Source organism: Natranaeroarchaeum sulfidigenes, from assembly GCF_017094485.1.
Lineage (GTDB): Archaea > Halobacteriota > Halobacteria > Halobacteriales > Natronoarchaeaceae > Natranaeroarchaeum > Natranaeroarchaeum sulfidigenes.
In genome coordinates this window covers 2,456,673-2,474,249 of the sequence record NZ_CP064786.1, presented here as the reverse complement: position 1 = coordinate 2,474,249, position 17,577 = coordinate 2,456,673, and the positions used below count along the sequence as shown (strand labels likewise).

The 17,577-nt window shown below is 63.0% G+C and carries 22 protein-coding genes; 13 read left to right on the top strand and 9 right to left on the bottom strand.

Annotated features, from left to right (window positions below; all coding sequences use genetic code 11):
• Position 1: 1 nt before the first annotated feature.
• The 3 genes from AArcS_RS12860 to AArcS_RS12850 all read right to left on the bottom strand — a co-directional run bounded on the left by AArcS_RS12860 (position 2) and on the right by AArcS_RS12850 (position 2,672).
• Positions 2-877 carry an SDR family oxidoreductase gene (locus AArcS_RS12860; RefSeq protein ID WP_238477821.1) on the bottom strand — a complete coding sequence of 292 codons (876 nt, stop codon included), beginning with the start codon at positions 875-877 and terminating at the stop codon, positions 2-4.
• A gap of 61 nt (positions 878-938) precedes the next feature.
• Positions 939-1,721, bottom strand: coding sequence for an endonuclease V (locus AArcS_RS12855; RefSeq protein ID WP_238477820.1), 783 nt, complete (start codon positions 1,719-1,721; stop codon positions 939-941).
• A gap of 3 nt (positions 1,722-1,724) precedes the next feature.
• Complete coding sequence (locus AArcS_RS12850) at positions 1,725-2,672, bottom strand: rhomboid family intramembrane serine protease (protein ID WP_238477819.1); 948 nt, start codon at positions 2,670-2,672, stop codon at positions 1,725-1,727.
• Between the two features lie 86 nt (positions 2,673-2,758).
• Here AArcS_RS12850 and AArcS_RS12845 point away from each other — a divergent pair, with 86 nt between their 5' ends.
• From AArcS_RS12845 to AArcS_RS12835, 3 genes are read left to right on the top strand one after another with little or no spacing between them, the layout of a single operon-like run.
• A complete protein-coding gene (locus AArcS_RS12845) occupies positions 2,759-3,214 on the top strand; it encodes a DUF5788 family protein (RefSeq protein WP_238477818.1) in 456 nt (151 codons plus the stop codon).
• A complete protein-coding gene (gene polX / locus AArcS_RS12840) occupies positions 3,211-4,962 on the top strand; it encodes a DNA polymerase/3'-5' exonuclease PolX (protein WP_238477817.1) in 1,752 nt (583 codons plus the stop codon). Before AArcS_RS12845 ends, polX begins: the two co-directional genes overlap by 4 nt.
• 12 nt (positions 4,963-4,974) lie before the next feature.
• Positions 4,975-5,442: a Mut7-C RNAse domain-containing protein gene (locus AArcS_RS12835; RefSeq protein WP_238477816.1), complete on the top strand. Its 468-nt coding sequence runs from the start codon at positions 4,975-4,977 to the stop codon at positions 5,440-5,442.
• On the opposite strand, the gene AArcS_RS12830 is transcribed toward AArcS_RS12835, so the two are convergent.
• On the bottom strand, positions 5,443-6,420 hold the full coding sequence (locus tag AArcS_RS12830; protein ID WP_238480033.1) for a cell division protein CdpA domain-containing protein: 978 nt from the start codon (positions 6,418-6,420) through the stop codon (positions 5,443-5,445). It lies immediately after the preceding gene.
• A gap of 197 nt (positions 6,421-6,617) precedes the next feature.
• On the opposite strand from AArcS_RS12830, the gene AArcS_RS12825 reads away from it, so the two are divergent.
• Genes AArcS_RS12825 through AArcS_RS12815 form a run of 3 tightly spaced genes read left to right on the top strand, consistent with a single transcriptional unit; the run spans position 6,618 to position 8,084 of the window.
• Entirely contained in the window at positions 6,618-6,902 is a 285-nt protein-coding gene (locus AArcS_RS12825; protein WP_238477815.1) for a DUF5789 family protein, read from the top strand.
• 6 nt (positions 6,903-6,908) lie between these two features.
• Positions 6,909-7,592 carry a CPBP family intramembrane glutamic endopeptidase gene (locus tag AArcS_RS12820; protein ID WP_238477814.1) on the top strand — a complete coding sequence of 228 codons (684 nt, stop codon included), beginning with the start codon at positions 6,909-6,911 and terminating at the stop codon, positions 7,590-7,592.
• Positions 7,593-7,631: 39 nt separating this feature from the next.
• Positions 7,632-8,084 carry a DUF302 domain-containing protein gene (locus AArcS_RS12815; protein WP_238477813.1) on the top strand — a complete coding sequence of 151 codons (453 nt, stop codon included), beginning with the start codon at positions 7,632-7,634 and terminating at the stop codon, positions 8,082-8,084.
• Between the two features lie 17 nt (positions 8,085-8,101).
• On the opposite strand, the gene AArcS_RS12810 is transcribed toward AArcS_RS12815, so the two are convergent.
• The 3 genes from AArcS_RS12810 to AArcS_RS12800 all read right to left on the bottom strand — a co-directional run bounded on the left by AArcS_RS12810 (position 8,102) and on the right by AArcS_RS12800 (position 11,332).
• Positions 8,102-8,722, bottom strand: a complete 621-nt coding sequence (locus AArcS_RS12810; protein ID WP_238477812.1) for a hypothetical protein — start codon at positions 8,720-8,722, stop codon at positions 8,102-8,104.
• Between the two features lie 77 nt (positions 8,723-8,799).
• Entirely contained in the window at positions 8,800-10,140 is a 1,341-nt protein-coding gene (gene nreA, locus AArcS_RS12805; RefSeq protein WP_238477811.1) for a DNA repair protein NreA, read from the bottom strand.
• Between the two features lie 226 nt (positions 10,141-10,366).
• The gene (locus AArcS_RS12800; RefSeq protein ID WP_238477810.1) at positions 10,367-11,332 is read right to left on the bottom strand and encodes a transcription initiation factor IIB; all 966 of its coding nucleotides are present in this window, start codon (positions 11,330-11,332) and stop codon (positions 10,367-10,369) included.
• 174 nt (positions 11,333-11,506) lie between these two features.
• On the opposite strand from AArcS_RS12800, the gene rnhA reads away from it, so the two are divergent.
• Positions 11,507-12,100 (top strand): ribonuclease HI, encoded by a 594-nt coding sequence (gene rnhA, locus AArcS_RS12795; RefSeq protein WP_238477809.1) that lies wholly within the window; start codon positions 11,507-11,509, stop codon positions 12,098-12,100.
• The gene (locus AArcS_RS12790; protein WP_238477808.1) at positions 12,093-12,647 is read left to right on the top strand and encodes a DUF7108 family protein; all 555 of its coding nucleotides are present in this window, start codon (positions 12,093-12,095) and stop codon (positions 12,645-12,647) included. The genes rnhA and AArcS_RS12790 overlap by 8 nt, the downstream gene beginning before the upstream one ends.
• Here AArcS_RS12790 and AArcS_RS12785 read toward each other — a convergent pair.
• Complete coding sequence (locus AArcS_RS12785) at positions 12,644-13,000, bottom strand: PadR family transcriptional regulator (protein WP_238477807.1); 357 nt, start codon at positions 12,998-13,000, stop codon at positions 12,644-12,646. The two genes, AArcS_RS12790 and AArcS_RS12785, sit on opposite strands and share 4 nt — an antisense overlap.
• A 209-nt stretch (positions 13,001-13,209) precedes the next feature.
• On the opposite strand from AArcS_RS12785, the gene AArcS_RS12780 reads away from it, so the two are divergent.
• The 4 genes from AArcS_RS12780 to AArcS_RS12765 all read left to right on the top strand — a co-directional run bounded on the left by AArcS_RS12780 (position 13,210) and on the right by AArcS_RS12765 (position 15,716).
• Positions 13,210-13,755 (top strand): inorganic diphosphatase, encoded by a 546-nt coding sequence (locus tag AArcS_RS12780; RefSeq protein ID WP_238477806.1) that lies wholly within the window; start codon positions 13,210-13,212, stop codon positions 13,753-13,755.
• Between the two features lie 118 nt (positions 13,756-13,873).
• On the top strand, positions 13,874-14,029 hold the full coding sequence (locus AArcS_RS12775; protein ID WP_238477805.1) for a hypothetical protein: 156 nt from the start codon (positions 13,874-13,876) through the stop codon (positions 14,027-14,029).
• A 112-nt stretch (positions 14,030-14,141) separates the two neighbouring features.
• Positions 14,142-15,485 (top strand): alkaline phosphatase family protein, encoded by a 1,344-nt coding sequence (locus AArcS_RS12770; protein WP_238477804.1) that lies wholly within the window; start codon positions 14,142-14,144, stop codon positions 15,483-15,485.
• A gap of 57 nt (positions 15,486-15,542) precedes the next feature.
• A complete protein-coding gene (locus AArcS_RS12765) occupies positions 15,543-15,716 on the top strand; it encodes a hypothetical protein (protein WP_238477803.1) in 174 nt (57 codons plus the stop codon).
• On the opposite strand, the gene AArcS_RS12760 is transcribed toward AArcS_RS12765, so the two are convergent.
• Positions 15,708-16,787, bottom strand: coding sequence for a tubulin/FtsZ family protein (locus AArcS_RS12760; RefSeq protein ID WP_238477802.1), 1,080 nt, complete (start codon positions 16,785-16,787; stop codon positions 15,708-15,710). The genes AArcS_RS12765 and AArcS_RS12760 overlap by 9 nt on opposite strands.
• A 114-nt stretch (positions 16,788-16,901) precedes the next feature.
• Between AArcS_RS12760 and AArcS_RS12755 the strand changes: the two genes are divergently transcribed.
• On the top strand, positions 16,902-17,576 hold the full coding sequence (locus tag AArcS_RS12755; protein ID WP_238477801.1) for a DUF7310 family coiled-coil domain-containing protein: 675 nt from the start codon (positions 16,902-16,904) through the stop codon (positions 17,574-17,576).
• The last annotated feature ends 1 nt before the right edge of the window (position 17,577 follow it).

The following is a 17,577-nucleotide window of genomic DNA, read 5'->3' as shown; positions in this document are numbered from 1 at the left end:
TTCAGACGAACCGCCGAACGATCCCGAACACGGCATCGCGGATCGGGTCGGGCGCGAGTCTGGCGAGCGAACTCAGCTTGCCGAACTGTCCTACAGGGTAGCGTGGGCTGGGATTCGGGCTGTTCGCGGCTTCGAGGATGGTTTCAGCGACTTCTTTTGCTTCGATTGAGCCGAACCCGCCACCGCCGATGAGCTGGGTATCCTCGATCACCGAGTAAAACCAGTCGTACGCGCCGGAACGCTCCAGTTTATCGGTTCGGGCTCGCATCTCGTCGCCGAAGGAGGTATTCACTGGCCCGGGCTCGACCAGCGCGACATCGATGTCGAACGGCTCGACCTCCGAACGGAGCGCATCGCTCATCGCTTCGAGCGCGAATTTCGAGCCGCAGTAGACGCCGCCGCCCGGGTGGGAAACGCGTCCCCCAACGCTGGAGACGTTCACGATGGTCCCGCGCTCGCGCTCTCGCATGTGGGGGAGGACGGCTCTGATCAGTCGATGTGGCCCGTAGACGTTGACATCGAACTGTTCGTGGACGACTTCGGTTGGGACTTCCTCGATTGGTCCCATTTGGCCGTAGCCGGCGTTGTTGATCAGCGCGTCGATCCGCCCGGTCTCGCTGAGGACCCGTTCGACCACCTGTCGGACATGGTTCTCGTCGGTGACGTCCAGCTCGGCCGTCTCACATCCGGCCTCGCCGAGGTCGGCGATGTCGTCGGTATCGCGCGCGGTCGCGTAGACCGTCCACCCGTCGTCGTCGAGAAATGCCTTCGCGGCCTCGCGTCCAATCCCAGACGAACAGCCGGTTATCAGCACCGTCTTCAGTTTCCCCTCACGGGGCGGCGTCTCGCCCGTCTCGTCGTCTTGCGTGTCGGCCATGTGGTCCAATTAGCCGCCAGGTAATTAAGGGTGGGAGAAATTCCGGCGTCATAATGGGCGTTCAGTCCTGGACGAGCGACTTCGCTTCCTCGGCGTACGCGTCGGCCCGCCGTGTCGGCTCGGGCAGTTTGTAGCCGTCGGCAAGTGCAAGCACGAGATCGGCGGCGGTTGCTGGCCCGACCCGGTGTCCTGGGCTGACGTACAGCGGGTTGATGTGACGATTCGGCGAGTCGTACTGGCGCGTCTGGACGGCATAGCCGATCGTCGCTCCGTCCGGCGCGGTGACGTCCGCGTCAGCCTCGATGGGGACGCGCTCGTCCGCCGCGAGCCCCTCGATTGACCAGGTGGGCGTCCCACACAGCAGGCTCTTGGCGACGCCGATACTTGGCACGTCGAGCACGACACCGATGTGGGTCGCGATCCCAGCTTCGCGAAAGTGGATCCGGCCGCTCCCGTCGAAGACGAACAGGTCGGGTGTGTTCGTCAGCTTCTCGACTGCATCGAGGATCGGGCCGCCCTCTCGGAACGCCAGCAACCCCGGAATATAGGGGATCGAGAGATCGGTCACCGAATAGACGCGCTCGATGATCTCGCCACCCCGTGAAACGACGATTGCGCTGATTGCCCGGTCGTCGAGAAACGCCTGATCGACGCCAGCGACGAGCGGGGGCTCCTCGCCCGGCGTCGCAAGCTGCCCATCGATGATCGGTGCCGGATCGAACTCGAAGTCGTCGGTGAACGTCGCTACAGCAGCAATCTCGCGCTGCTGGGCTTCCATCTCGTCGTGGCTGTTCCCGGGATCGGGTACGAGATCGGGACGGACCAGCTCTGGCGGGCCACGCATCGATCAGAACCGGCCGCGGCCCGGACCGCCAGGGCCGCCCGGACCCCCGGGGCCACCGGGACCGCGCCCCCCGCCTAGCTGGACCTGATTCGGCGTCCGGATCTGCCCTTTGACGTAGTTCCCGTAGACCAGTCCGATACCGAGACCGATGAGGTGGGCGATATGAGCGACGCCTGACCCAACCCCCGGGGCACTGGCTGCAAACACCGAATAGCCCGCGAACAGCACGGTCAGCAGCCAGATCGGCATCGGGAGGATGAAGTAGACGTACACTTTGAGTCCGGGGTTCAGAATCGTCAGGACGCCCATGATCGCCAGCGCTGCGCCGCTTGCTCCGAGTACGGGCACTGCATCGCCCATGAGAATACCGATGCCGATCTGTCCGAGCCCCGCGAGGATCCCACTGACGATGAACAGTACGGCGAACTCTCTGGAGCCGATGTAGTCCTCGACCAGTCGGCCGAAGAAGTAGATCACGATGCTGTTGACCGCGATGTGGAACAGTCCGCCGTGTGCGAAAATCGACGTGACCCACGTCCAGAGGTACAGTGGGTTCTGGGGATCGAGCGTGAACAGTGCCCGAAACAGGGACCAGTCGTAGATCCCGGGGTTGCCGACCACGCCAGTAAACGTCTGAACGGCCAACTGGGCGGCAAACGTGAGCCACATCAACACGAGGAACACGAACGTCATGTTCCCGCGGAAGTACGCCAGCGGCCCGCCCGGACCGGTGTCGATTCCGAGCCGGTCGAGCAGGCTGCGAGAGCCGCCACGGTCGTCGACGCTGTCGTCGAACCCGCTGTCGAAGACGCCGCTCGGATCGTTCCACTGGTTGAGTCCCGGACAGTCGTGGTTCTCCGGCAGGCGATGCTCCGGACAGAACGTCCCGCCGCACTGACTACAGTTGTACGGCATGTTCTCTTCGCGCCCACACACGTCGCAGTTCGCCATTTGCTCACCCTTCGGGCGGCCCTCAAAAGGGGTTTGCGGTCCGATTTCGCCGTGGCTTTTTGCCGGTCGGTGCCCTCCGAACGAGTATGCAGGAGTACCAGCGCAAACAGCTCCTCGAACGCGTCGACCGCGAGGGTGCGACGGTCGGCGCGGAGATCCCCGAGCGGATCGCCGTGCAGGGCGAGGAGATCGACCTCCACGAGTTCGTCTTCGAGATCAAGCGCCGGGAGACGTACCCGGCGAGCGAGCGCGAGCGCGTCGACCGGGCGAAAAAGAACCTGCGCCGGGAGCGTCTCCAGCGCCGCCAGCGGATCGAAGAGGGGGATATTAGTTTCGAGGAGGGCGAACGACTGGCCCGCTCGATCGTCGGACTCGACCGCGCGCTCAACGCCCTGGAGAACCTCCAGCCCACTGACCTCGAAGGAGAGGCGATGGCACAGGAGACTGCCGACAAGAAGCGCTGGATGTCGTTTCTCAAACAGGCACTCGGTCACGAGGACACAAGCTCGGGCCGCCTCGGCGGGGCGGGGAGGGGTCGATGACGACCGACGACGAGATCGCTGGCGCGCTGGAGGCGATGGCCGACCTGCTCGAAGCGAAAGACGTCGAGTACAAACCCCGCGCCTACCGGCGGGCGGCCGAAAACATCCGCGAGCATCCCAGCTCCGTGGCCGCGCTTGCCGAGGACGGAACCGACGCACTCGACGAGATAGACGGCGTCGGGGACGCTATTGCGGCGAAGATCGTCGAGTACACCGAGACCGGCAAGATCGAGGAGCTAGAGGAGCTTCGCGGTGAGCTACCGGTCGAGATGGACGCCCTCACGCGGGTTGAGGGTGTCGGCCCGAAGACCGTCGGGACGCTGTATCGCGAACTCGGCGTCCGGACGCTCGCGGATCTGGACCGGGCCGCCCGCGAGGAGAAGATACGCGAGATCCACGGCTTCGGCCCGAAAACCGAACAGAACATTCTGGAGAACATCGAGTTCGCCCGGAGTGCCCGCGAGCGAGAGTTGCTGGGTGACGGTCGCCCGCTTGCGGACGCGATCGTGAAGCATCTGGCAGACAGCGATCCGGTCGAGCGCGTCGAAGTGGCTGGCTCGATCCGGCGCTGGCGCGCGACGATCGGCGACGTCGACGTGCTGGTCGGGGCCGAGGATCACGGTGCCGTCCTCGATGCCTTCACCGACTGGGAGCGGGTTGAGTCAGTGATCGAGTCCGGCGAGAACAAGGCAAGCGTCCGGGCGGGCGGCGGTGTCCGGGTCGACATTCGTGTCGTCGTCGACGCGGAGTTCGGGAGCGCGCTGCAGTACTTTACGGGAAGCAAAGAGCACAACGTCGACCTGCGTAACTACGCGCTCGATCGGGACATCAAACTCAACGAGTACGGGGCCTTTGATATCAGCGACGTGGCGGCTCCCGAGAGCGACCAGCGCGTCGGCGAGCGGATCGGTGGGCATACCGAAGCGAGCATGTACGACGCCCTCGATCTGCCGACGATCCCGCCAGAGCTTCGCGAGGGGCGCGGCGAGATCGAGGCCGCGGCCGCGGGCGAGCTTCCCGACCTCGTCACCGAGGCCGACGTTCGGGGGGACATCCACGCGCACACGGACTGGTCGGACGGCGGCTTCACGATCGAGGAGATGGTCGGACAGGCCGCCGCGTTCGGCCACGAGTACATCGCCGTCACCGACCACGCGAGCGGCCCCGGTATTTTCGGGAATACGGGTCTGGACGACGACGAACTGATCGAGCAGATCGATGCCGTTGAGGCAGTCGCTGCGGACGCCGAGGTCGAGGTTCTCACGGGCGTCGAGGCGAACATCGACGCCGAGGGTGGGCTCTCGGTGAGCGAGGACGTCCTGGACGCGCTGGATGTGATCGTCGCCTCGCCACACAGCGCGCTTGACGCCGACATTGACGCCGCCACAGAACGACTCACGACGGCGATGGAACACCCGGCAGTCGACGTGCTGGGTCACCCCCACGGTCGACTACTCAACCAGCGTGCGGGCCTCGATCTGGACGTCACGGAGATCGCAGCCGTGGCCGCCGAGCAGGACGTCGCACTCGAAGTAAACAGCAACCCCACGCGACTCGACCTGTGGGGTCGACCGGTTCAGACCGCAGTCGAGGCCGGAGCACCGATCGCAATCAATACGGACGCCCACAGTCCCGGTGAGTTTGGAAACGTCCGCTACGGCGTCCACACCGCTCGTCGCGGCTGGGCCGAGCCGAGCGACGTGGTCAACACGTGGCCCGTGGAGGAACTGCGGGGGTTCCTTCACTGATTACGGTCTCGTATGGCGCGCTTTCTCGTCGACACGATGTGTGGTCGACTGCCGCCGTATCTCCGGCTCTGTGGGCACGATACCGTCTACGCCCCTGACCGGGATATCGAGGCCGACGACGCCCTGCTCGCGGTCGCGGTTGCCGAAGACAGAACGATACTGACGCGTGACCGGCGGCTGGCGGATCGTGCGGAGGCTGCCATCTTGCTGACCGAACGTGAGACCGAAGGACAGCTATCGGAACTCGCCGCGGCCGCGGTCGATCTCAGCCCGACCGAGACGCCACGCCGATGCGGTCGCTGTAACGGGGCTGTCGAGCCGGTTTCCGGGGCCGATCCGGAGATTCCGGAGTACGTCCCCGACGAACTGCCACGCGACGAAATGGCGGCAACGCTGTGGCGCTGTCGCTCCTGTGAGCAGTACTTCTGGAAAGGGAGCCACTGGAACCGGATGGTCGAGATGCTCGAATCGGTACGCTGATCAGCGGTTCGGCTCCCACTTCTCGCAGGCGTCCATGTCGTCCATCTCCTCGTTGTGGTAGCCACAGTAGGGGTGCATCCCGGCCGAGGACTTGACGTAGCGGAAGTGCTCACAGTTCCCGCAGTACTGATCACCGACATCCTTTGACGCCGACGATGTGGTGGGGCTATCTCCCAGCGGCGAACTGATATCGCTCGTACTCGCCCCGCCGTCGCTGGCGGTGTCCGAGGGGCCGAGTCCGCCTGCGCTTCCGCCGCTCGACCGGGTCACTCCGCCGGTGGACGTGCCGTAGGTCCCCGGTTCGCGGTTCGACTGGGTCGACCTCCGGGAGGCACTGGCGTCGCTCTGTGCGCCGCTTCCTGACGTTCCGGGCCGATTCGTCTGCGTTTCAACCTCGCCGTCCGGCGTCCCGCCGAGCATCCCGATGCCGCCGAGACCCCCCGACCGGACCTCCGAGCGGTCGACCTCGACGACGCGGGTTTCCCCGGACTCGGTGCGGACCTCAAGCGAGACTGTGCCGCCCGGATCATTGCGCTCTTTGAAGTTCGCAATGCCGACGAACAGACAGCCGAGCGTGATCATGATCCCGAGAAAGTACACGCCCAGTACATATGGCGTCAGGTTCTGATTGTAGCCTGCCCAGTCGCTGGGGTAGGCGTGCCAGAACAACGCAACGCCAAGTACGGCGATACTCGCGCCGATCACCGAGGCGGCGCGGAGCCGATCACTTGCTGGAAGGATCGTGGAGACGCCGAGCAGCGTCGCCGGAACACCAAGACCGGCCAGGACGCCGCCGATCAGGTTCGGCGTGAACTCGCCCTCGATACCGACGAGTCCCGGCAGGCCGGTCGTCGCGACGAGCATCGCGAGAACCGTTAGCACCGCTCCCGCGATGAACAGACCGATGCCGACGTACAGCCGCCGGACGTCCCCGACCTCCCCGACGTGGCCTTCGTAAACGTCCGCGAGGCTAGTCATAGTTGCCGTATTGTGGCCCCTCATACATAACAGTATGTCAGACACCTGCAGTTCACTGATCGCCGGGCCGTCAAGTATTGCCGTTCAGTTCCGGTGATGAAACAAAGTCGGGACGATCCCGCGGACGGCCGTTCTCCAGCAGTACGACGAACAGCCGAAGCGAAACACATAATCGCCGGGGCCCTGAACGTCGATACATGTCAGACGACGACGCGGAAGACGAGACGCCCGCCGTCGAGCTCGGCGAGGGGACGCCAGTCGAAGGCGCACCGCTGGCCCGCCCCGCCTCACGGCTCACGTGGCCGGTCGAACGAAGCGAGGTCGTCCGCCGCGAGGGCGAGACGGTGGTCCGAACTCCCGACGGTCCGCAGACGCTCGAAACGCTGCTCGAAGACATCGAGACGACGTATTTCCAGAGTCGGCAGGAGTTCGTCGGCGAGCTCGAAGCAGTCATCGGTGACGGACCCATCCCGACCAACTGATACGGTGTGAGCGAACTCGCGAGCACTGCGCGTCGAACGGTTTCTTCGCTTACCTGGATACAGCGCTCACTGATTGCAGCCGCGGGACTACTGCTCCTCTACCAGTACTGGTCGACGAGTGGCCTGACCGAGCGCGTCGTCCGCGACCTTCTCTTGTTCGTCGTCGGCCCGCTAGCCCTCGGTCTCGCGCACGGTCGTCGGATCGGCTGGCAGATCAATCGGGTCGCGATCCGTAACACCATCCTGCTGTCGGCCTTTGTGCTACCCTTCTATATCGTCGGCTCGACGCTGCCGAGTATCCGGGCGTTCTACCCGATGTGGTCGACGACGCTGGCGCTGGGCGAGTTCGTCCCCCATGCGATCCAGCTGTTCTTGCTCGCGCTGGCGACCGAGACGTACTTCCGGGGTCTGCTCTGTGTCGGTGTCCGGGACCTCGGGTTCAAATGCGTCTTCATTAGCCCAGTGGTCTACGCCCTGTTACACGCCGGAAAACCGCCAATCGAGTTCCTGCTATCGGGTCCGACTGACGTACTCTTCGGGGCCGTCGATTACTACAGTGACTCGATTCTGCCCTCGGTCGTCGCACATGGTCTGGGTCTGGTCCTGCTCGACTGGCTCGTGTTGCGCGATCCGGTCATCCCCCCAGAACTGACTTTGCGCGCACTCCGGTGGGTGCCGGTGCCGCTCTAGCGGCGGGGGTTTTTGCCGATCGGGGCCCTCGCCACTTGTATGACGCTCCCGTACGATCCTGCAGAGCTGACAGATGACGACATCGGCGAGAAACGTGCAACGCTAGAGATGGACCACGAGGAAGCGATAGAACTCGTCCGGGAGGTCTGTGCGGAGGTCGGTTTCGGCATCCCGGTCGAGTTTTCGCCCTCCGAGTTGCTCAACGAGAAAGTCGACGCCGACCGCGATCCCTACTACGTGCTTGGCGCGTGCAATCCCGCTATCGCGAACCGCGCGCTCGACGTCACGAAGTCGATCGGCGGCCTCTTTCCCTGCAACATGATCGTCTGGGAGGAGGAGCCGGGCAAGCAGGTCGTCTACCACGTCTCGATCATGAAACTGGCGAAGCTCTCGGGGATGGTGCCACCGGACAGCGAAGAGTGGGAGGCGATCCTCGACGAGACTGGCGAGATGACCTCGGAAGCCTTCGAGAAGATCGAAGCGCGCGCCTGAGCGTCTCCGCGGGGTAGCTACTCGAACGTCGCGACCAGCTCGCCATCTCTCAGCGGCTCAAGAGCCACATTGCCGAGTTCATCCGGTGCCACCGGTTCCTCGGCCTCGACTCTCGCTACGCCCGTCTCGTCGACCGTGTATCCCACGGCTTCCGGAACGAGTTCGGTGGCCCAGGGCGGCCCCTCATCACCGACGCCCTTGCTCGCCCCGGCAACACGGAGCAGGGTGACGGTCGTGATCCCGTCCTGTCGCTCTTCCACGGCGTCTTCCATCGTGCTGTAGCTCACATTCAGGATGTGGTCCGTACTGTCACAGATCGCGTCGTGGCTCGTGTACGCTTCCTCGAAGGCCTCGGCGTATGCGATCACCTCGTCGTCCTTGAACCCGCCGGGGGGATCGGGGTAGGCTACCGGTTCTGCCGTGCTGTATTCGTGCGTCTCGTCGCCCTCCTCGACGGTGACGGTCTCGGACTCGTACTCACACTCCGGTCGGACGGGGGTGTCGTCGAACGCCCCGCGGACGGTCGTGGTGTCGGACGATCCGTCCCCATCAGTCGGCCGGTCTGCGGGGCGGTCGACACAGCCCGTGAGGGGGATCGCGGTAGTACCGACCGTCGCAAGCAGGGTTCGCCGTCGCATAGACGAGGGTTCGGGTAGCGATCACAAAACACTATGCTAGGCTACAACGATCGCTGCACCTTTCCGGTCGCCCGTAGTCAGAAGTCGCTCAACTGTGACTGAATCCCCGCCACCATGTCGGATTTCCGCCGGAGCTCGCCCATCGAGATCGGAAGCTGGGATTCCAGCCCGGTGATCGCGTCCCGGAACGTCTCGGCCGTGGCGTGTTTCCCGGCGAGCGTCGGGGGGATCTCGGCACCGGGAACGTCCCGCCCGCCATCGGGATCGAACGCGTTCCGGACGCTCTCGCGGATCTGCCAGACGCCGACGGGAGCCCAGTACTCGTCGGTTACCTCCCGGAGGACGAGACACTTGGCCTGACGACCCTCCTCCGCGAGATGTTCGAGGACGCCCAGCCGGCTGGCGTAGTACGCCCCCGCGGTCTCCTCGACGTAGCTCGTGCGGCCCTCGTAGCCTTCCGAGGCGCTGGCAAGCCAGTAGCCCGAGTCGACAGTCGGGTTCCAGACGCTGCCGGGAGCTTTCATCTCGACGAGCTCGAACTCCCACCGCCCCGGCGTGAGCACGATCCAGAAGCGGTTGCCCATGAACTCGTTGTACCAGACCTGCGTCTCGTCGATGCTCGTGGCGTTTCGCAGGGTGCCGCGAAGATACTTGCCGATCGTGTCGTCGACGGCGGTGATCGACCAGCGCGTCGGGACGAGCCGTCGGTTCTCGCCCTGCCCGAGCGCCCCCGCCGAGAGGATCTCGCGGATGTCGTAGACGTCGAAGCCACGCCGGTAGAGATACGTCATCGCGCCCTCGGCCTGCCAGTCGTCGTCTTCGAGCGTTTTCTTGACCGGGCGCGGAACGTAGGGGTTCTCGGTGAGGTCGACCGACTCGGCGGCGACGTTTGGCCCGGTCGGCGCGGCGATGTCGTCGACGTCGATGCCGAGGTCCGGGCTGCCATCCAGCCCGATCTCGACGTCGACCGGGTTCCCGGCGATCGCGACCTCACGCTGTGCGCCGAGCATCCCGTCCCACGCGTCGGCGACTGCGGGCGTGGTGTGTCCGGCGTGACGGCCCGGCGCGTCCACGTCGACGCGCTGCTGGGAGTTCATCAGTCCCGTCCGGCGCTGAAAGACGTCGTCGATGGAGTAGCCCTGCCGGTACCAGCTATCGTCGGTGACGTAGTCGCCAGCCCGATCCTCGTCGCCGACCGGCGAGAGCACGCCGGTCGAGACTGATGGGTAGTTAGAGGTTCCGACGAACACCGACGGCGACGTCGACCCGACCATCGTCTCGTCCTGAATCGCGTCCTCGAACCGATCAGCGACGCGGTCGATGTACTCCGTGATCTCGTAGGACTTCTCCTCGGCGAGGCGGCGACGCTCGGCGGCGTCATCACGTTCCAGTCCGTCGACGAACTCGTCGAGGCGCATTCGATCGTAGTTGGTCGTTCCGGGTGAAGAATCTTCGTTTCGTGGAGTCGGCGTCGGGGGTCCATCGCGGTGTTACAATGTACCATTGTTTACAAGGTGACGCCGGTGACCTGGACGGTTCTGGCGTGGTGTGGGGCCCACGGCGTGGCGGCGGACCGATCGGAGGGACGAAACCAGATCGTAACGCAGTCGCTGGGGAGGAAAAGCGGTGAAAACGACCACCGACTCAGCTGTGGATGCCCATCGCTTCGATCTGCTCTTGATACCGGTTCCGGATCGTTACTTCCGTCACCTGTGCGACGTCAGCGACTTCTCGCTGGGTCTTCTTTTCGTTACAGAGCAGGGATGCGGCGTAGATTGCGGCAGCAGCGTAGCCCGTCGGCGATTTTCCCGAGAGCAGTCCTTTCTCGGCGGTCGTTTCGATGATCTCGTTGGCTTTCGTCTGTACTTCCTCGGAGAGTTCGAGTTCGGAACAAAAACGGGGGACGTACTTCTTCGGATCGACGGGTTTCATTTCGAGACCGAGCTCCTGGGAAATATAACGATAGGTGCGGCCGATCTCCTTGCGCTCGACCCGGGAGACCTCGGAAATCTCTTCGAGACTGCGCGGGATACCCTCCTTGCGACAGGCAGCATAGAGCGCGCTCGTCGCGACGCCTTCGATCGAGCGCCCGCGAATGAGGTCTTCCTTGAGCGCTCGCCGGTAGATTACTGAGGCGACCTCGCGTACGGAGCGGGGGACGCCGAGTGCACTCGCCATCCGGTCGATCTCACTGAGTGCGAACTGCAGGTTCCGTTCGCCCGCGTCCTTCGTCCGAATCCGTTCTTGCCACTTCCGCAATCGGTGCATCTGGCTGCGTTTCTTCGAGGAGATAGAGCGACCGTAGGCATCCTTGTCCTTCCAGTCGATCGTCGTCGTCAATCCTTTGTCATGCATCGTCTGGGTCGTCGGGGCGCCGACGCGGGATTTCTCCTGGCGTTCCTGATGGTTGAACGCCCGCCACTCCGGCCCCGGGTCGATCTTCTCCTCTTCGACGACCAGACCGCAGTCTTGACAGACCAGTTCTCCACGATCAGAGCTCTTGACGAGGTTATCAGAGCTACACTCCGGACATTCCCGGACGCCCTCGCTTTCCTCCTCCCCTTGCTCCGTCGTTTGTTCGCGCTCCCGCTGGCGAGTGGACCGTGTCATCGCATTTTTATAGTAGTACTACCGACACACTTAAACCCTCGGTAAGTATTTTGTGGCCCACGGATGGTCAGTTAATCAGTGGTTTATTCATCGTGTCGCAGTACGGCGAATACCGATGGTAACGCCCGGCGGAAACGGAAACACATATAACTCGAATAGGCTGACCTTGCGTCAATGCCAGTTCACGAGTGTGATGTCGACGAGGCGCGCGACCGGCTTCGAGAGGCGGGGGTCGAGATCGCCGACGGGAACACCGACCACGAGCAGTGGCGCGCGTCGACCGATGGTGCGACCGCGGTTGCCTACGACGAGAAGGTCGTCGTCCAGGGTGTGCGCCCGCAGGAAATCGAGGCGGTGCTCAGGGACGAGGGGGGTCGCACGCATGTCTATTTCGACGGGGCATGCCGGGGGAATCCTGGACCCGGGGCGGTCGGCTGGGTACTCGTGAACAGCGACGGGATCGTCGCGGATGGTGGTGAACGGATCGGCCGGACGACGAACAACCGGGCGGAGTATCAGGCCCTGATCCACGCGCTGGAAGTCGCTCGCGATTTCGGCTTCGACCGCGTCGACGTCCGCGGCGATTCGGAGTTGATCGTCAAACAGGTCCGGGGCGAATGGGATACGAACAATCCCGAACTACGCGAACTGCGCGTGCGAACTCGTGAATTGCTGGACGGGTTCGACTCGTGGACGCTCGAACACGTTCCACGAGAGATCAACGACAGGGCCGACGAACTGGCAAACGAGGCACTTGACGATGTCTGAACTCCCAACTGACGTACTCGAGGAAGCGGAACGACTCACCCAACTGGCGCGTGAAGCGGGTGACGGGAGCGAGCGTGATGCCTATCTCTCCAGACGAGACGAACTACTCGACGACGAGGCGTTCGAGGCACGCATTCGATCCGAAGACTCTCGGGAGGTGCTGGTGTTACATCCCGCGGAGTGGCTCGACGATGGGACGATCCGCCCCGATCGGATCGAGAATACCGACCGTGCCGTCGAGATTCCGCTTACGGGTCCCGGCGATCCTGACGACTGGCAGAGGGTGGAAAAACATAACAGGGCGGTCGTGAAGCGGGTTCGTGAAACCCACGGAGAGCTCCACGGGGACAACGCGAGGGCTCTGGCCGACTTCATGGGGAACCATTATGCACGGCCGATCGAGTCGGCGACGTCGGCCGAGATTCAGGAGTTCCGGACTGAGTATTATCAGCGTAACGTCTGGCCGACCGAAGAACAGAGAGAACTCGTTGACCGATCGATCGAACTCGTCTTCGAGACGGTCAACCGGAGGGTGCCGGAGTTCTAGGCCGACCCGTCGACGAGTGTGCGAAGCTTGGCACCACGCTGTTTGTCGGCACTGAGCTTCGCAATCGACCACTGGAGTTGCTCGAAGAGTGCGTTCTCACCGTCCGACGTGAGCTCGTACTGGTTCGTTCGTTTGTCCAGTTCACTCTTTTCGACCAGTCCGAGCTCAACCAGTTCGTCGAGGTTCGGATAGAGCCGACCGTGGTTGACCTCGTCGTCGTAATACGATTCGAGCTCCCGTTTGATCGCGAGGCCGTACATCGGTTCTTCGGACAGGATTATCAAAATATTCCGCTGAAACGCGGTCAAATCACGTACAATACCCACTTCGGCGGCTGTCTGTGCCTCTGACATGGCTAAACGAGTAAAAGAAGGCAGGATATTTAACACTTCTTAACCATTAACCGATATTATTAGGTTATATTGGCGGAAAATTACGGAGATGCAGCTTCGAATGTTTGCAAAAGAGGGCGCGCAATCCGGACGATTCGGACAGTCTTCACTCCTGAATAACGTCCGGATCCCGAAAGTACTTTTTGGCCGCCCGCAGGAGAGTAGTCTGTATGACGAACCTCTGGGAAGACCTCGAAACCGGGCCGGATGCGCCCGACGAGATCTACGCTGTCGTGGAATGTCTGAAAGGTGAACGCAACAAGTACGAGTACGACAAGGACGTACCGGGTGTCGTTCTGGACCGTGTGCTCCACAGCAACGTCCACTACCCGAGTGACTACGGCTTTCTGCCGCGCTCGTACTACGACGACGGAGATCCGTTCGACGTCCTCGTGCTTGTCGAGGACCAGACGTTCCCCGGTTGTATCATCGAGGCTCGTCCCGTCGCCCTGATGAAGATGGACGACGACGGCGAACAGGATGATAAGGTGATCGCCGTTCCGACGGAGGACCCCCGCTACGACCACATCGAAGATCTACAGGATCTCCCCGATCAGCTCATCGACGAGATCGACGAGTTCTTCCAGACCTACAAGAACCTCGAAGCTGGCAAGGAAGTCGAAACGCTGGGCTGGGAAGACAAGGCGGCCGCCAAAGACGCGATCGAGCACTCGATGGAGCTCTACGACGAGAACTTCGACAGCCCGCGCAACTGAGGACGCTTTTCTATACGTCTTTCATTTCTCCGATACTCCGGAGTTATTCTCCACCCGGGACACATACGTTATGAGCATGGGTAATTTTTTACCCGTACAGCGGCTACCTCCATACACAATGGCAACCAGTGACACTGCTCGCCGACCCCTCAACGAACGCCTCGACGGTGATCGATCGGTCGACGCTCGCGGTCAGGAGAGCCGTATCGGGATCGATCATCTGACGGTTGTCCCCGAGAACTTCGATCCGGAGACGGATACGGTCGACCAGTGACGCGACCGTGAGCCCCGACCGGGACGACTGCAAGGATTGACGCGACCCGTGACGAGCGGATTATCTCACAGTGAAAAGAACCTTCTTGTAGCAGTCCCCTCTATCCTGTCACATGGGCCTATTCGATCGGCTACGCGGCGAGGACGTTCCGCGAGTCGCCTTTTTCGGCATTGACGGGGTGCCGTACAGTCTACTCGCGGACCGGTTCGACGAGTTCGAGAATCTAGCAGCGATCGCAGAAGAGGGTGGGGCCGGACCGATCGACAGCATCGTTCCCCCCGAGTCGAGCGCCTGCTGGCCGAGCCTGACGACCGGAAAGAACCCCGGGAAAACTGGTGTCTACGGCTTTCAGGACCGGGAGGTCGGGAGCTACGACACGTACGTCCCGATGGGGCGTGACGTGCAGGCCGAACGGGTCTGGGATGTCGCACAGGACAATGACCGAAAGGCCACAGTGATGAACGTCCCGGTTACGTTCCCACCACAGCGGAACGTCCAGCGGATGGTATCTGGCTTTCTCTCTCCCGGTATCGACAAGGCTGCCTATCCGGACGAGCTCGCCGATTATCTACAGGGGATCGATTACAGAATCGACGCGAACGCGAAACTCGGCCACAGCGAGGACAAGTCCGAGTTCATCGAGAACGCCCACGAGACGCTGGACCGTCGGTTCGAGGCATTCTCTCACTACCTCGAACAGGACGACTGGGACCTCTTTTTCGGCGTCTTCATGACGACTGACCGGGTCAACCACTTCCTGTTCGAGGACTACGAACGCGACGGCGAGTACAAAGAGGAGTTTCTCGACTTCTATCGAAAGCTCGATGACTACCTCGGCCAGCTCCGGGAGATGCTCGGTGACGACGTCACGATGGCTGTCGCCAGCGACCACGGCTTCACGACGCTCGACTACGAGGTCCATCTCAACGCCTGGCTCCAGCAGGAGGGCTGGCTTTCCTTCGAGGATGACGAGCACGACGAACTGGGTGATATCGCCGACGATACTCGGGCATACTCGCTGATCCCGGGCAGGATCTACCTCAACCTAGAAGGGCGGGAACCGCGCGGGAGCGTCCCCGAAGACGAGTACGAGGCGGTCCGGGGAGAACTCAAAGCCGAACTCGAAGCCCTGGAAGGGCCCGATGGCAACCCGGTAGCCGAGCGCGTCGTCGAGAAGGAGGACGCGTTCCGGGGCGACCACGACGACATCGCACCCGATCTCGTCGTGATCCCGAACCATGGCTACGATCTGAAAGCGGGATTCAAGGGCCACGACGAGGTCTTCGGTACCGGGCCACGAAACGGGATGCACACGTTCGGGAACGCATCGCTGTTCATCGACCACCCGGAAGCCGAAATCAAGGATGCGGACCTGCTCGATATCACGCCAACGATTCTCGATCTACTCGACATCGAGTACGATCGTCCGGAGTACGACGGTGCGAGCCTGGTGTAGTGGCGATTAGTCGTGTCTCATGACGTTCCCGAGTTCCATGTCGATCGTCGATGGGCCGTGTACAGTGCTATCGCGGGAACGCTCTGGTTCGCCTTCACGCTACTACTCCTCGCTCTGCTGTACGTTGATCAGCGTCTGGCCCCCTCCGTCGCTGTGGATGGGAGTTTACTGAGCGGCCTCGTGATCGTCGTCTACTTCGTCTACGTCTACGACGGTCCGGACTCAGAATAGGTCGTTTAGCTCGTCGTTCTGGAACTGTGCTGCTGGATCGGCGTCGCTCTCGGGCTGTTGCTCGTTGGCCTCCCTGGCACGTTCCATGAACTCCTCCATTCGGTCGGACCGCTCGACGCCCGAGAGCAACACGAGCGCCGCCAGCCGATCGGAATCGAGCGGGAAGTCCCCGCCGCGGACCTGCAGACTCCCGGTCTCGTCTTCGACCATCCGCCGCGCGCGCTCGACGCCCTTGCGCGGGATCGCTTCTGGCCTCCCGGCGACGACCAGCAGCGCTGCGTCGGCTGTCCGTGCGTCGGGCAAGCTCGTCCCGGTGAACAGCGCCTGACGGGCCGTACTCATCGTCGTAGTAACGTTCTCGGCGCTGTCCTCGCTCGCCGCTGCGCTCGCGTAGCCAAGTGCTGCGATGTCACCCTCTTTGAACGTGTTTATGACTTCGCTTGAGTCGACGACGCTTTCCCCGACACCCTCGATAGCCTCGCCAGAGGCCAACAGGAGCCCGACACGCTGTGCGATCGCTCGATTGATCGCATCGAACGCGTCACCCACGCTGTCGCCGGAACTGTGCCACGCGTCATTATCAACGAGCAGTGTCGAGTCGGCCTCGCGGACGAGCGTTTTGAGGGATCGACCGGCGTTCGCCTGATACATCGCTCCCTCGTCGCGACCGGGCAGGACGCCAAGTGCGTAGACAGGGATGTCGTAGATGCGGGCAAGCTCGCGGACCAGTACCGGCGCGCCACCGCTTCCCGTGCCGCCGCCGAGTCCGGCGACGACGAAGATCCCCTCGGCTTCCGCGGTGATCTGTCCGTCGAGTTGGCCCATCACCTCGCCAGTGTCTTCCTGCATGACCTCCGCGCCGAGTTCGTTATCGCCGCCGACGCCGTGGCCGTTCACTCTCGCCTGTCCGACGAGACAGGTATCTATCGAAAGCGATTGCAGATCTGCCTTCGCGCTGTTGACCGCGAGTGCCCCACGGATCGCATCGAACCCCATCCGGTGATCGAACTCGGCCAGCGCCTGGGTCAGCTTTCCCCCGGCCTGTCCGACCCCGATCAGTACGACCTTCATGACATCAGGGTATCACTGGACAGTGATCAACTTTCCCCCGGCGCTGGAGCACTCGCTCTCGAACCCCGACTTGGGTGCCACAGGTTTATATCACAACGGGCGGCCAGAGCCCCTGTGACCGATCTCGATACCGTCGACGAGCGGCTTCGTGCCGTCGAGCGGGCGATCTCCGATGGCGACGCCGACAACGTCGTACTGGCCGACCCGGACGGCGAACTGACAGAGCGAATCGAGACCCTCGAAGGGAACGTCGCCGAACTCGACGCCGCAGTTCAGGCGATCAGGGGCTACGTTGGCCATATTCGCTCGCTCGACGAATCCGTCGAACAGGAGGCGGACTCGGCGCTTGCAGCCGTCGATGACCTGCGTGAGCGCGTCGACCGGCTGGAAGCCGACGGACTGACGGAGGACAGGCCGCCCGCTCCTTCCACCGACCCGCCCTCCAGTGCCGCGTCGTATCCCGGCCGAGAGCACGACCGAGCGACCACTCCCCGGGAGCGCACATCGACCGATGGTGGTACCGCAAATCAAGAATACAACGAGCGACATACACAGCGGCGAGAGCTCCATCCAGCTTCAGCGGGTGCCTGCCCCTGTTGTGGCTCTCCTCGAGATAGTGGCTCTCACCGACACAGTCAGCCCTCGAAAGCGCCGGGAAGCGAACAGGCGGCCGAATCAGGATCCGCCCGCAACCGCCCCGATCGAGGGGAGGCGCCGAGCACCGATACACCGCCAGTGGAGAAGGTCGACGAGGACGGGCTGGTCGACCGCCTCCGGGGGAAGCTCTGAG